This window comes from Pedobacter antarcticus, assembly GCF_900103515.1.
GTDB lineage: Bacteria > Bacteroidota > Bacteroidia > Sphingobacteriales > Sphingobacteriaceae > Pedobacter > Pedobacter antarcticus.
The window spans coordinates 305,915-321,109 of record NZ_FNGZ01000005.1; the positions used below are offsets into that span (position 1 = coordinate 305,915).

Genomic DNA, 15,195 nt, shown 5'->3' on the forward strand with positions numbered 1-15,195 from the left:
GTGCATTCAAATTTGAATGCACCCTTTTTTTGTTCTTATATTTCTAGAATAATTGAAGCACTAAAAAGTAAAGGAACATTCAAATAAATTGCAGTCTACTCGACGAATATGCTATTCCTTTAAATACAAGGTATATAACTTCGGTGGTACGGAATTCCGTTTCCTATTTAAGACAATTATGACCAGAAAAAGTGACGCTAATCATACGTTTGTCATAAAAAATTTAAACAATATTTTAACTTAAATAAATTTTGTTCATTTGTACCGAATGAACGTTCAATTACATGATTGTTTTGGAAAAAAAGAGGCTGTACTGAAGAGTACACTCTCATTGGTGGGGAAACAAGGTTTTCACGGAACGCCTATGAGTCAGATTGCGAAAAATGCCGGAGTTGCTGCGGGGACAATCTATCATTATTTTCCTTCGAAAGGAGCCCTGATATCTGAATTGTATATTTATGTCAAAGATCGTATGGCAAAAGCGATAATCGATGGCGATGATCCTTCAAAAAGCTATAAAGAAAGATTCTTCGCTGTCATGGTCAGCCAATACAGATTCTACGTTGAAAACCCGGATTCCATGAATTTTCTTGAACAGTATATCAACTCACCTTATGCGCAGGAGTATGCACATTTGGAGAGTCAACTGTTTGTAGAAAAGGTCATTACCTTCTTTAAATATGGCATAGAAAATGCTTACTTCAAAAATATAGACCCTAGACTTCTTGCCCCGACCATTAGAGGTACCCTTGTTGCTGCCGCTAGTTTTCAATTATCACAACATATGCTGTTTTCCGATGAAGACATCAATGAGGTCGTCAGTATAATTTGGGACGGCATTAAACGACAGTAACCAATAATTGAACAATACCCTTTATATAAATATGAAATCTCAAAATTTAGTTTTAATGATGCTCTCCTGCGTACCGCTGTTCTTCACAGGCAGTCTTCACGCACAAACGCCGGCTACGGTCAGAGATCAGCTTACACTTACGAATGCGACGCTCCAAGAGTGTATTGATTACGCGCTCAGTAACAGACCCGGAATTCAGCAGTCAGTGCTGGATGAGGAAATCGGGGAAAGGGATATCAAGTCGGCACTCTCCGGATGGTTACCGCAAATTAACGGTACTGGAACCGCTAATCACAATTTCAAGCAGCAGAGTCAAATATTAACCACGAATGGAGAAAGCTCTTTGCTTACTTTTGGTGCTAAGAATACATCATCATTTGTACTGCAGGCAGATCAGCAATTTTTGAATGCAGGTTTAATTCAAGCCTCAAGAACAGCTAAGTATTTCAGACAGCAATACAAACAGAATACAGAAAATACGAAAATCAATACGGTCGTTGATGTAAGTAAAGGTTTTTATGATATTCTGACCAGCAAAGAACAGTTAAATATTATTGCAGAGAATATTGCCCGTCTGGAAAAGCAATTGAAAGATGCGAGTGCGCAATACGAAGCAGGTCTGGTAGATAAGACAGATTATCAGCGTGCGCAAATCAGTCTGAGTAATTCCAAGGCAGATAAAAAGAGAACTGAAGAATTATTGAAATACAAATATGTTTACCTGAAAGAATTGATCGGGTATAAAGGTACTGAAGACTTCAGTCTTTCATTTGCTTCTGCAGATATGGAAAAAGAGGTCTTACTGGATACTAACCAAACGCTGGATTATCAAGGTAGAGTAGAGTACCGCTTACTGGAAACTCAGAAGCAGCTTCAAAAGATCAACACCTCTTATAACAAATTAGCTTATATGCCAACCTTATCCGGCTTTATCAATTACGGATGGAATTACCAGAATCAGGAGATCGGTAATTTATATGACAGGGTATACCCGAGTTCAATTGTTGGCTTAAAACTTACTGTGCCGGTATTCCTAGGTGGAAAGAGAACGCAGGAAATTAAAAAGTCACAGTTACAGGAAAGAAAGATCGATCTTGACTTAGTTAACACGAAAAATCAGATCAATACGCAGTATGAGCAGGCAATTGCCACTTATAAAGCAAACCTTAATGATTTAAGGACTAACCGTGAGAATGTTGATATTTCCAAACAGGTTTACAATACGATCAAATTACAATACGATGAAGGGATTAAAACTTATCTGGATCTGATGACCTCAGAAACAGATCTGCGTACCGCTCAACTCAATTACTTAAATTCATTATACAGTCTGCTTTCATCGAAATTCGACGTAAAACAAGCATTAGGAACAATCACAGTAAACCAATAATACAGACATGAACACAAATTACATAAAATTAGGTATCGCTTTAATAAGCTCTATTACATTAGTGTCCTGTGGCGGTGGCGATAAATCAGCACAGCAACAACAAGGACCTCCTCCTGCAACTCCGGTAAGTTTATCTACCGTGGAATCTAAGCCAGTCACTACAGTTGATACTTATCCTGGAAATGTCGTTGCGTTGGATGAAGTGGAACTCCGTGCACAAGTGGGCGGTTATATCACCGGTATCTTCGTGAAAGACGGACAGAAAGTTTCTAAAGGTCAGAAGCTTTATGAAATTGACCGTACGAAATATCAGGCGGCTTACAACTCTGCAAAAGCAAACGTTGCAGTAGCAAAAGCCAATAGAGATAAAGCAAAAAAAGATGCAGAGAGATATACTAAACTTGCAGAACAAGATGCAGTTGCAAAACAACGTGTTGATTATGCGCTAACCGATCTTGCCAATGCAGAATCTCAGGTAGCAGCAGCAGAAGCGAATCTTGCCTCAGCTAATTCTGACCTGCAGCGTTCAATTATCGTATCTCCTTTAAATGGTACAATTGGAATTTCACAGGTAAAATTAGGAGCTTTTGCTTCTCCGGGTACAACCTTATTGAATACAGTTTCGACAAATGATCCGATTGCTGTGGATATCGCAGTTAATCAGGCTGAGATTCCACGTTTCAGAGCATTACAAAGTGCATCAGCAGTTAAAGATTCACTATTTAATATTCAGTTACAAGACGGTAGTATCTATACAGCTCAGGGACATATTACTGCAATAGACCGTGCAGTGGATCCACAGACCGGAACTATCAAAGTGAGAATTAGTTATCCAAACTCAGCAGGTAAGCTGTATGTAGGTATGACTGTAAATATGCGCGTTCTGAATAAGGCCACTGATGACCAGTTAGTGATTCCATTCAAAGCAGTGGTTGAACAGTTAGGAGAATACAATGTATATGTAGTTGGAGACAGTAGCAAAGCAACACCACGTATGGTCAAACTAGGAAAGCAATTTGATAAAGAAGTTGTTATCAGAGAAGGATTGAAACAAGGTGAAGTTATTGTTGTAGATGGTGTGCAAAATGTAAGACCTGGCGCAGTAGTTCAGGACAATACTGCAGCAGCTGCTAACGGTCAGCAACCTGCAGCCGCAGCTCCGGCAGCTAAAAAATAGGTTTTTACAAAGAATTTCAGCAATATGATCTCAGAAGTATTTATAAAACGACCCGTCACGGCAATCGTTATTTCCATTTTAATCGTGCTGATCGGTACGATTGTGATCACTACACTCCCGATCAGTCAGTATCCGAATATCGCACCACCAACAGTTACAGTAACTGCGACCTATACCGGAGCGGATGCAGAAACTGTCGAACAAACAGTTACAACACCAATAGAAAGTCAGATTAACGGTACACCGGGTATGAAATATCTTTCATCCAACAGTACCTCCGACGGACGTTCGGCTATCACAGTAACTTTTGATGTAGGAACAGATATCGATATCGCAGCCCTTGACGTACAGAACAGGGTAGGCATCGCTGAACCTTCTTTGCCCGAAGCTGTGAGAAGACTGGGTGTTACAACCAAAAAAGCAAATAATGACATCTTAATGGTGGTAGGTCTGTATTCTCCCAAAGGGACATATGACCAAAAGTTTATCTCCAACTATGTCAACCTTTATGTAAAAGACGCTTTACTTCGTATCCCAGGTGTAGGTGATGTGCAGGCCTTCGGCCAGCCATTTAGTATGCGTGTGTGGTTGGATGCCAATAAAATGGCGCGTCTTGGTTTGACACCGGCTGAAGTTTCTGCGGCAATTCAGGAACAGAATACCCGTGTTCCCGGAGGTAGTGTCGGTGGTGCTCCACAACATAGTAATCAAACTTTTGAATTCTCAGTTGTACTTGACGGAGATTTGAATACAGAAGATCAGTTTCGTAACATCGTAATTAAAAGTGGTGCTGACGGATCTCCCGTTTATCTGAAAGATGTTGCACGTGTTGAATTAGGTGAGTTCATGTACTCTACAAGTTCAAAAGTTAACGGTCAGGTTGCATCTATGATGGCCATTAACCAGACGCCAGGTGGTAACGCTGTACAAACTGCAGACGGTATTGATAAAACGCTGATTGAATTAAAAAAGTCATTTCCTAATGATCTCGATTATAAAATCAGTTATGAAACTGTATCTATTATTAAAGTATCCATCAGCGAGGTAATTCATACGCTTGTAGAAGCGCTCATCCTGGTTACCATCGTTGTGTTCTTCTTCCTGCAAAGCTGGAGAGCAACATTAATTCCTGTATTAGCGATTCCGGTATCCATTATCGGTACATTTATCTTCTTTACGCTTTTAGGATTCTCTATCAACGTATTAACGATGTTTGGATTTGTACTCGCCATCGGTATTGTGGTGGATGATGCGATTGTTGTAGTGGAGGCTGTCCAGCATTATATGGACCACGAAGGCCTTTCAGCTCCAGATGCGACTAGAAAAGCGATGAAGGATATTACCGCTCCGGTAATTGCAATTGCCTTAATTCTTGCTGCGGTATTTATACCGGTAGGATTTATACCAGGTATGGTTGGACAACTTTATCAACAGTTCGCTATTACCATTGCAGTATCTGTATTGTTATCTGCATTTATCGCGCTTTCACTGACTCCTGCATTATGTTCATTAATGTTAACACCAATGAACCTGACAGAAGATTCAAGAGGATTAAATAAATTCTTCTTTAAATTCAATGGTTGGTTTGCACGTGTAACGAACAGGTATTCGAATGGTGTGAAGTGGGCTTTGAAAAAAGCACCTTTAGTTATGATAATTCTTGCATGTATCTATGTAGGTACTGTAGGAATGTTTATGAAAAAACCAAGTGGATTTATTCCGAATGAGGATGCGGGTGTATTCCTGATGGGGGTTACCCTTCCTGAAGGAGCTTCGGCTGCACGTACCGATGCATTTGTGAATAGAATTACAGAAACGATCCAGAAGAAATATCCGGAAGTGAAGAACATCACTTCGATTACAGGTATTAACATTCTGAACCGTTCCTTTAAATCCAATGCAGCGACATTCTTTGTTCAGTTAAAAGACTGGAATGATCGTCCTAATACAGTAAATGAAACTATTGCTGGTGTAACTCAGGATTTTGCCGGTGATAAAGACGGTAGTGTGCTGGTTGTATCACCTCCGGCTATTCCGGGTCTGGGTATCAGTGGTGGATTTAGTTTACAGATTCAGGAAAAACAAACCGGAGATATTAAAGAGTTTGAAGCCAACGTAGGTAAATTCCTGATGGCAGCAAATCAGCGTCCAGAGATTGGAATGGCTTATACGCTGTTTAATGCGAGAACACCAAACTATAAGGTCAATGTAGACCGCGAGCAAGCTAAGAAAATGGGTGTTTCTATCGGTGCTGTTTACAGTACTATCTCTGCTTATCTGGGTAGTAATTATATTAATGATTTCACCAAATACGGACGTAACTTCCGTGTAGTAACGCAGGCAGATACTAACTTCAGAAGAGGAATAGAAAACCTGGGTCAATTATACGTAAGAAATGCAGCAGGTGCTCCTGTACCATTAAGTTCTATGGTGTCTTATAAAACAATAGAAAATGCCTCAATTATCAATCACTATAACCTTTTCAGGTCAATTGAGATTGGCGGTGCTTCTAAACCAGGTTACAGTTCAGGTGATGCATTAAATGCACTCCGTGAAGTTGCAGCACAAACTTTACCGTCAAATTATGATTATGATTTCTCTGGATTAAGTTTGGAGGAAACAGAAGCTGGTAACAGTACAACCTTGATCTTCGGATTAATCGTAGTGTTCGTATTCCTGCTTCTTGCAGCGCTTTACGAAAGCTGGTCTGTTCCGTTCTCTATTCTGTTAGCTGTACCACTAGGTCTATTCGGTGCGATCCTTGCGCTGATGTTCCTGCCAAAATTAGATAACAATATCTATGCACAGGTAGGTTTAATTACCTTGATTGGTTTGTCGGCGAAGAATGCGATTCTGATCGTTGAGTTTGCCAAGGAACGTGTAGATTGGGGTATGCCTTTAATTGCAGCGACGATTGAAGCTGTTAAACTAAGGTTAAGACCAATTGTCATGACATCCCTTGCCTTTATCTTAGGAGTAATTCCACTGATTATTTCTCATGGTGCAGGTGCTGTGTCCAGGATGACTATCGGTTGGACAGTAGCAGCAGGTATGATTTCGGCAACGATTCTGGCAATCTTTATCGTTCCGGTATTATTCGTACTGATTACCAAAATAGCGTACGGTAAGAAAAAACTTGCTGAACTGGAAGCAAATTACAAACCAGAAGAACACGCGGATGTACTGCATGCAGATTAGTCCCTGTTCAAATAATTAAAGTATAAACAAAAGAGCCGCAGGAAATTTCCTGCGGCTCTTTTGTTTATACTTTATCCGGTAATTACTAACCTTCGTAATCGAAGGTTCCTTTGTCGGAAAGGATGGTTACTTTTTTACCTTCGCCAGCTTCTACGCGGCCAATAATTTGTCCGTCTATACCGAAACCAGCTGCAATAGCTATAATATCAGCTGCGATCTCCGCAGGGACATAAAGCTCCATCCGGTGGCCCATATTAAATACCTTATACATTTCTTTCCAGTCTGTTCCGGATTGTTCCTGGATTAACTGAAACAAAGGAGGTACAGGGAATAAATTGTCTTTAATTACGTGTATGCCTTCATTAATAAAATGAAGAACCTTAGTTTGGGCACCACCGCTGCAATGTACCAGCCCATCGATCTGTCCTCTGTATTTAGCCAGAATCTGGCTTATTACCGGTGCATACGTACGGGTAGGGGAAAGAACTAGTTTACCAATGGTAGTAGTCGTTTCTGCATCAATCTGAATAGTATCCGTTAATTTCTTACCACCGGAAAATACCAGTTCTTCAGGAACGGAGGGATCAAAGCTTTCAGGATAGGCGGTAGCAATAGTTTTATTGAATACATCATGTCTGGCAGAAGTTAATCCGTTTGAACCCATTCCTCCGTTATATTCCTGTTCGTAGTTTGCTTTACCTGAAGAAGATAAACCTACAATTACATTTCCCGGTTGTATTTTGTGATTACTGATCACGTCAGCTCTTTTCATTCTGCAGGTTACCGTAGAGTCTACAATGATAGTTCTGACAAGGTCACCAACATCTGCAGTTTCGCCTCCCGTAGAATAGATAGAAATACCCATCTCACGCAACTCAGCAAGAATTTCTTCAGTTCCGTTAATGATAGCGGCAATCACTTCACCCGGGATCAGATTTTTATTTCTGCCGATTGTAGATGACAATAAGATATGGTCAGTTGCACCCACACAGATCAGGTCATCGAGGTTCATAATAATTGCATCCTGTGCAATACCTTTCCAAACTGAAAGATCACCGGTTTCTTTCCAGTATACATAAGCTAAAGATGATTTTGTACCTGCACCGTCAGCATGCATGATGTTACAGAAATCGGGATCATTTCCCAGGATATCCGGGATAATCTTACAAAATGCCTGCGGAAAAATTCCTTTATCTATGTTCTTGATGGCTTGGTGCACATCTTCTTTCGAGGCTGAGACGCCACGCTGGTTGTACCTGTTATCACTCATATTGTTGCAAAGATAGAGAAACGCCCGGATGTGGACGATTCTAACATAAAAAAATAACCTCTGCCTTTATGGGGCAGAGGTTAGAAAGCTGTGTTTGTATTAAGCTCTTATTTTAAAAATAATAATTCTCTGAATTTCGGAAGAGGCCAAACGCTATCATCAACGATTTGCTCCAGCTTATCTGCATGGTAGCGGATCGCGTCAAAGTGAGATTTGACATTCTGATCGTATGCGATTGCTTTTTCTCTTGAATCTTCAATTGCGTTAGTCCGTTTACGTTCTTCCAGCATCTCATCGATAGAGTTTTTAACAATACCCAGGTGCAATGAAAGTTTATTGATAATAGCAAGTGGAGTTTCCAGGCTTTCTTTAGAAAGACCAGCGTCTTTCAATCCTTTAACATTCTCCAGTAAAGCATTCTGATATTCGATACAAGCAGGAATAACCATTGTATTCGCAACCTCACCCATTACCCTTGCTTCGATCTGCAGTTTTTTGTAGTAATCTTCCAGCAGGATCTCATGACGCGCATGTAGTTCACGTTTAGTGAATACATTGTTTTTTTCGAATAACTCAGTTGTTTTATCTGAGATATAAGCATCAAGCGCAACCGGAGTTGTTTTAACATTTGCTAAACCACGGCTTAAAGCTTCATTTTCCCAGTCCTGGCTGTAACCATTACCTTCGAAACGGATATCTTTCGATTCTTTAATGTATTTTTTGATGATTGTTAAAAGAGCGATATCTTTTTTCTCACCTTTTTTGATCAGTTTATCTACTTCAATTTTGAATTTCACTAACTGATCTGCCATGATAGTATTTAATACCGTCATTGGTGCAGAAGAGTTTGCAGAAGAACCTACAGCACGTAATTCAAATTTATTACCAGTGAAAGCAAAAGGTGAAGTACGGTTACGGTCTGTGTTATCCAACAGGATCTGCGGGATCTTAGGAATTCCTAACCAAAGTGCATTATCTTCTTTGATTTTTTTGCTGATGCGGGAGTGTTCAATCTCATCCAGCACTTCATTCAGCTGCTGACCAAGGAAAATAGAGATAATTGCAGGAGGAGCTTCATTTGCACCTAAGCGGTGATCATTACTTACAGAAGCGATACTTGCTCTTAATAAATCTGCATGTTCGTGAACAGCTTTAATTGTATTCACAAAGAAAGCAAGGAACATCAGGTTATTTTTTGGTGTCTTACCAGGAGCAAGCAGGTTTTTACCCGTATCTGTAATTAGAGACCAGTTATTGTGTTTACCTGAACCATTGATTCCGGCATAAGGTTTTTCATGTAATAATACTTTGAAGTGATGTCTGCGGGCAACTTTCTCCATCACGTCCATTAATAACTGGTTGTGATCGATAGCCAGGTTAATCTCTTCGAAAATCGGTGCACATTCAAATTGTAAAGGTGCAACCTCATTGTGACGGGTTTTCAAAGGAATACCCAGTTTTAAAGCTTCGTTTTCGAAATCTACCATGTAAGAATAAACACGCTCAGGAATCGACCCGAAATAATGGTCATCCAGTTGTTGTCCTTTTGCAGACATATGGCCGAATAGCGTTCTGCCGGTTAAAGCTAAATCCGGACGTGCATTATATAACGCAAGGTCAACCAGGAAATATTCCTGCTCGATACCTAAAGATGCAGTTACTTTGGTAATTCCTTTATCAAAAAACTGGCAAACTTCAACAGCTGCTTTATCCAAAGCATTTAGTGCTTTTAATAACGGAGCTTTGTAATCCAGTGCTTCACCGGTATAAGCTACAAATACTGTAGGAATACATAAGGTTTTACCTGCTTTGCTTTCCATAATGAAAGCTGGTGAAGAAGGGTCCCATGCAGTGTAACCGCGAGCTTCGAAAGTATTTCTGATACCACCGTTAGGGAAGCTGGAAGCATCTGGCTCTTGTTGTACCAGTGCGCTGCCTGCAAATTTCTCGATTGGTCCGTCTTTACTCGGTTCGAAGAATGAATCGTGTTTTTCTGCAGTGGATCCAGTTAATGGTTGAAACCAATGAGTATAGTGTGTGGCGCCTTTGGACATTGACCACTGTTTCATTGCACTTGCAATATGGTTAGCTTCATCCTGGTTGATGAGTTCTCCACGGTCAATAGCAGCAATTAATTTTTCGTAGACATCTTTAGATAAGAAGTCTTTCATTTTTTTAGTATCGAACACATTTGACCCGAAAAACTCAGAAATTTTCGGCGATGGTGCCTTTACTTCTGGTGAAACTCTGGTTTGTGCTTCTTTTAGTGCGGTTGTCCTTAAGCTTTTCATTCGTTTCTTTAAAATTTTATCAAAAATAGAATATTTACAATTAAAAATTCAAGCTTTTTTTTTAAAAATTAGGTGAATACAGCTATTTGTGTATCTAAAAAGTGTGCGGTTGTGGTTTGTTTGCAAAGTATGCCAGAAATATATGCCTTTTCAAGAAGTTTAAGGCGGTTTTTGAAGACAACCGTTTTTTGCCGGCAAATAGGATGAATTATGGAAAACTTATTCTTTTTACATCATAACGTTGAATTAAACCTGAATATTATGCTGAATTTCAATGCTAACCTCAACAAAAGTACCTGGACTGCGCTTGTTTTCAAAGGCAGGAACAAAAATTACGGCGCGTATGTATTACGTGCTGAGTCCGGGTCAAACACCCTGAAAGCATTTATGCTTACCGTTCCGGTATTCGTTTTGTTATTTGCCGGTCCAGCAGTCTACAGGCAGTTTAATCCGGTACAGGAAATTAAAGAAGAAGTGCAGATTCCTGTCGAGCTGAATACATTGTTTCCACAGAAACCTTTGGAGAGAAAGGCGCCCCAACCTGTGGAAGCTAAAGTCGAAGCTGCGGCTCCGCGTCGGGAATTGAAAAAATTCAGCTCAAACATTAAAGTAGTAGACCGGCCGGATCTAACTGAAGAACCGCCCAGACTGGATGAGTTGAAAAATGCAGATCCCGGTCAGCTAACCCAGAGCGGTGTCCCAGCCACAGGAAGTACGACAGTAAAAACAGGAGATGGCGAAGGTAATTCCGCTACAATTAATACTGGCGATAATACAATTTATGATGCGGCAACGATAGATAAATACCCTGAATTTGATGGAGGAGCAGAAGGCTGGACTAAATTTATCCGCAGAAACCTGCGTTATCCTGCAGCTGCGCAGGAGCAGGATATTCAGGGGAAAGTATTTATTAGCTTTGTAGTAGAAACAGACGGTTCAGTAACTGATGTGCGAATTTTAAAGGGTATCGGGGGTGGATGTGACGAAGAAGCTATGCGGGTAATTCGTAAGTCGCCGAAATGGACGCCTGGCAGGCAGCATAATCAATCTGTACGCGTGCGCTATACGATGCCGCTTTCTTTTACGCTGGCACACTAAATTCTTTACATTTGTGTTTATGCTGTTGCGGCAGGAGTGCAGGGCGAAACCCTGCATGCTCTGGAAAAACTAAATTATATACAAATGTCAGTTGGAATTTTAAAACGGGTACATCATATTGCAATTATTTGCAGGGATTACGATAAGAGTAAAGCTTTCTATACCGAAATACTTGGCCTGGAGATTATCAGGGAAGTGTATCGGGAAGCCAGAAAATCGTATAAACTGGATCTGGCTTTGGACGGTACCTATATTATTGAATTGTTTTCTTTCGAAAATCCTCCTGAACGTCCTTCCAGGCCAGAAGCAGCGGGATTGAGACATCTGGCTTTTGAGGTAGATGATATCGAAACTTCTGTCCGCAGTTTAAACGATCAGGGTATTCAGACCGAAGCGATCCGTACCGATGAATACACAGGCAGAAGATTTACATTTTTTACAGATCCTGACGGGTTGCCTCTTGAACTCTATGCAGGTTAACTATGGGAAGTGTTTTTCGTTTTAAACAATTTAGTATAGACCAGCAAGGTTGTGCGATGAAAATCAATACGGACGGCGTACTGCTTGGCGCCTTAGCAAGTCATGAAGATCCGTTGAGAATTTTGGACATCGGAACCGGGACAGGAGTAATAGCGCTGATGCTCGCTCAGCGTTTTCCATCAGCTGTGGTAGACGCAGTAGAAATTGACCCGTCTGCGGCTGCGGCTGCAGAAAAGAATTTTATAGAGTCTCCTTTCGCAGACCGCGTGCGGCTATCTGGGCATGATTTTCTTCAGTTTAAACCGCTGCATAAATATGATCTTATAGTTTCTAATCCACCTTTTTTTGTAAATGACCTTAAGAATCCGGAGAAACGGAAGGAACTGGCTAGGCATGCAGACCCCGATTTTTTTGAGCTAATGCTCCGGCAGGCTGCGGAAATGATGAGCCCTAAAGGTTTACTGTGGCTTATTTTGCCGGTGAAGCAGGCAGAATTCGTTATCCAGCAGGCAGTTCGATGGAAACTCTATCCGTGCCAGCGGTTTCAGATTTGTTCTGATGCGCAGAAGCCGGCGTTCCGGCAGCTGATCTGTCTGGGATTTGAAGATGTTCCTGTCCGGCGGGATAATGTATATATCTACGCTGCGCAGGGAGTTTATACTACGCAGTACCAGATGCTGCTTAAAGAGTTCTTTCTGGCGTTCTAAAACAGCGCAAATTTCTATAATTGAATAAAATGAAAAAAATTGGCTTAATATCCGACACGCATGGTTACCTGGATGATGCAGTTTATAAATATTTTGATAGTTGTGATGAGATCTGGCATGCTGGAGACTTCGGCCCGGATGTAGCGCCAAAGCTGGCAGATTTCAAACCGTTAAAAGGAGTGTACGGAAATATTGACGATAAAATTATCCGGGAAGAGTTTCCGGAGCATTTACGATTTAGCTGCGAGGAATTGGATGTTTGGATGACGCATATCGGTGGGTATCCCGGGGAATATGCTCCGAATGTAAAGAGTATAATATACACTAAGCCCCCTGGTCTTTTTATAAGCGGACATTCACACATCCTTAAAGTAATGTTAGACCCTAAAATCAATTGTATGCATATTAACCCCGGTGCAGCGGGTAAATCGGGGTGGCATCAGAAGAAAACCTTAATTCGATTTTGTGTTACGGAGAAAAAAATACATACCTTAGAGGCCATAGAAATAGGTCTAAGATAACGTATTTAATACACTAAGTAGAATGTCTGGTATCAAAACATTAGGGCAATTCATTATTGAGAAACAAGCTGATTTCTCTTACGCCAAAGGCGAACTCTCCAGATTATTAAGGGACATCGGTATAGCTGCCAAAATCGTAAACAGGGAGGTTAATAAAGCCGGTCTTGTCGATATTCTGGGAGATGCAGGTACTATGAATATTCAGGGGGAGGGACAAAAAAAACTGGATATTTACGCGAATACCCAGTTTATCTCAGCGCTCACCAGCGGTGGGGAATGTTGTATTGTAGCGACAGAAGAAGAGGACGATTTCGTCAGGATCGAATCTCCGGTTTCTAAAAATGCCAAATATATCGTTTGTATTGATCCGCTGGATGGTTCCAGTAATATTGATGTAAACGTTGCTGTTGGAACTATCTTCTCTATTTTCCGCAGGAAATCTATTGAAGGCACCGCTACGCTGGCAGATGTACTCCAGAAGGGAACCGAGCAGGTCGCAGCTGGTTATGTTATCTACGGCTCTTCGACCATGCTGGTTTATACGACCGGTAAAGGTGTGAATGGTTTTACACTCGATCCTTCAATTGGTGAATTCTGCCTTTCCCATCCAGATATGAAAATACCGCAGGACGGTTGTATTTATTCTATTAATGAGGGGAATTATGTGCATTTTCCTGAGGGTGTTAAAAAGTATATAAAATATGCTCAGGTTCATGACGCTGCGAGTAACCGTCCTTACACGTCCAGATATATCGGTTCTATGGTAGCAGATATACACCGTAACCTTATTAAAGGCGGAATCTATATTTATCCGACAACAGCAAGTTCGCCGAATGGTAAATTAAGACTACTTTATGAGTGTAATCCGATGGCTTTTATTGTGGAGCAAGCAGGCGGAAGGGCTTCAGATGGATTTAACAGAATTTTGGAGATAGAACCAAATGAATTACATCAGAGGGCATCTATTTTTATAGGATCAGAAAAAATGGTCAGGATGGCCGAAGAAATGATGGCTGCCGAATATGTAGAAAAAGTTGTAACCGTTCAGTCTGCCTGAATCTAGAAAATAAAAGGACAGCATGCGTCTGCTGCTGTCCTTTATTATAATAAGAGGCCTTTGTTTTTTTCTGCTTCAAACTCATAATCGATAGCCAGTATATCCCTTCTTTTGGATGCTGCGACTGCAAGTACATCACATCTTTCATTTTCCGGGTGGTCATTATGGCCTTTAATCCAGATAAATTTAACATCATGCAGTTTGTATATAGCCAGAAAACGTATCCAGAGATCTTTGTTCTTTTTATCTTTAAAGCCCTTCTTTACCCAGCCAAATACCCATTTTTTCTCTACTGAATCTACAACATATTTTGAATCTGAATAAATTGTCACCTGCTGACCGGGTTTTTTAATTGCATTCAGGCCTTCAATGACTGCAAGTAACTCCATCCTGTTGTTTGTAGTCATGCGAAATCCACCGCTTAACTCTTTATAATGACTTCCTGCACGCAGAATAACACCATAACCTCCCGGACCAGGATTTCCGCTTGCTGCACCGTCAGTAAATATTTCAATCATATGATTCCTTTTCTTTTTCGCCCGAGCTGCATCAATACAGTTCCCCAGACTGGCAAATATCTTAAATAATCCTGTTGTTCGGGTTAATGGGAGGACGATTCGTGTAATTTTTCAATTTTCAGCCGCATTTTTGTTTGATTTCAGGCGGGTTGATATACCCTTGGTATACCGTTGCGATACCCTTGGCATACCCTTGGTATACCCTTTGGGTAAAGGAAGGGTATGCCAAGGGTATCGCAACGGTATCGCAACCCCGAAGAACAACAAAAGAAAAACAGATTAAATCATAACCTGTAGTATGCCGAATAAGCTGGTGTCCTATACTGAGATTAGTTTACATTAAAAAAGCTAATTACTGACTAGTGTTTACTTTTATTTGTGATTTTACTGACTATAGTTTACAACGATAATTGAAATTCCTGTTAGGAGTTTACGTATGCATTTTATTATACTGAAATGGGTTTACTTATTTCAATAAACTAGTTCTTTTTGCGGTTTTTTGATAATATTTTCTAATAAATGGGTGTCTTGTGGGGTTTGAAACTGACAACTGGCGTGTAGACGAAGATTATTGTATTTATGTATTCCTAGTTCAACACAACTCTTTGCTTGAGTAACATTTTTAAATGTTTTTT

12 protein-coding genes are annotated in these 15,195 nt (G+C 40.5%); 9 read left to right on the top strand and 3 right to left on the bottom strand.

The genetic code is table 11. The features are described from left to right. Positions 1-268: 268 nt before the first annotated feature. The 4 genes from BLR53_RS12890 to BLR53_RS12905 are packed head-to-tail and all read left to right on the top strand — an operon-like array spanning position 269 to position 6,618. On the top strand, positions 269-853 hold the full coding sequence (locus BLR53_RS12890; protein ID WP_051759688.1) for a TetR/AcrR family transcriptional regulator: 585 nt from the start codon (positions 269-271) through the stop codon (positions 851-853). Positions 854-884: 31 nt separating this feature from the next. Then, positions 885-2,243: a TolC family protein gene (locus BLR53_RS12895; protein ID WP_037439017.1), complete on the top strand. Its 1,359-nt coding sequence runs from the start codon at positions 885-887 to the stop codon at positions 2,241-2,243. A 7-nt stretch (positions 2,244-2,250) separates the two neighbouring features. Then, positions 2,251-3,420: an efflux RND transporter periplasmic adaptor subunit gene (locus BLR53_RS12900; protein ID WP_074590183.1), complete on the top strand. Its 1,170-nt coding sequence runs from the start codon at positions 2,251-2,253 to the stop codon at positions 3,418-3,420. Between the two features lie 24 nt (positions 3,421-3,444). Continuing rightward, on the top strand, positions 3,445-6,618 hold the full coding sequence (locus BLR53_RS12905; protein WP_074590185.1) for an efflux RND transporter permease subunit: 3,174 nt from the start codon (positions 3,445-3,447) through the stop codon (positions 6,616-6,618). 85 nt (positions 6,619-6,703) lie between these two features. Here BLR53_RS12905 and BLR53_RS12910 read toward each other — a convergent pair whose 3' ends face one another. Both BLR53_RS12910 and BLR53_RS12915 read right to left on the bottom strand, forming a co-directional pair. Then, positions 6,704-7,888: an AIR synthase related protein gene (locus BLR53_RS12910; RefSeq protein ID WP_037439024.1), complete on the bottom strand. Its 1,185-nt coding sequence runs from the start codon at positions 7,886-7,888 to the stop codon at positions 6,704-6,706. Positions 7,889-7,995: 107 nt separating this feature from the next. Next, a complete protein-coding gene (locus BLR53_RS12915; RefSeq protein WP_037439026.1) occupies positions 7,996-10,179 on the bottom strand; it encodes a glutamine synthetase III family protein in 2,184 nt (727 codons plus the stop codon). 210 nt (positions 10,180-10,389) lie between these two features. Here BLR53_RS12915 and BLR53_RS12920 point away from each other — a divergent pair, with 210 nt between their 5' ends. The 5 genes from BLR53_RS12920 (at position 10,390) to fbp (ending at position 14,042) form a co-directional block, all read left to right on the top strand. Further along, on the top strand, positions 10,390-11,277 hold the full coding sequence (locus BLR53_RS12920) for an energy transducer TonB (RefSeq protein WP_083332079.1): 888 nt from the start codon (positions 10,390-10,392) through the stop codon (positions 11,275-11,277). 84 nt (positions 11,278-11,361) lie between these two features. Then, entirely contained in the window at positions 11,362-11,757 is a 396-nt protein-coding gene (gene gloA2, locus BLR53_RS12925) for an SMU1112c/YaeR family gloxylase I-like metalloprotein (RefSeq protein ID WP_201771362.1), read from the top strand. 2 nt (positions 11,758-11,759) lie between these two features. Then, entirely contained in the window at positions 11,760-12,464 is a 705-nt protein-coding gene (locus BLR53_RS12930; protein WP_074590187.1) for a tRNA1(Val) (adenine(37)-N6)-methyltransferase, read from the top strand. A 29-nt stretch (positions 12,465-12,493) separates the two neighbouring features. Further along, positions 12,494-12,985, top strand: coding sequence for a metallophosphoesterase family protein (locus BLR53_RS12935; protein WP_074590189.1), 492 nt, complete (start codon positions 12,494-12,496; stop codon positions 12,983-12,985). A 22-nt stretch (positions 12,986-13,007) separates the two neighbouring features. Next, positions 13,008-14,042, top strand: a complete 1,035-nt coding sequence (gene fbp / locus BLR53_RS12940; protein WP_037439030.1) for a class 1 fructose-bisphosphatase — start codon at positions 13,008-13,010, stop codon at positions 14,040-14,042. Positions 14,043-14,086: 44 nt separating this feature from the next. On the opposite strand, the gene rnhA is transcribed toward fbp, so the two are convergent. Continuing rightward, complete coding sequence (gene rnhA, locus BLR53_RS12945) at positions 14,087-14,560, bottom strand: ribonuclease HI (RefSeq protein ID WP_037439032.1); 474 nt, start codon at positions 14,558-14,560, stop codon at positions 14,087-14,089. Between the last annotated feature and the right edge of the window lie 635 nt (positions 14,561-15,195).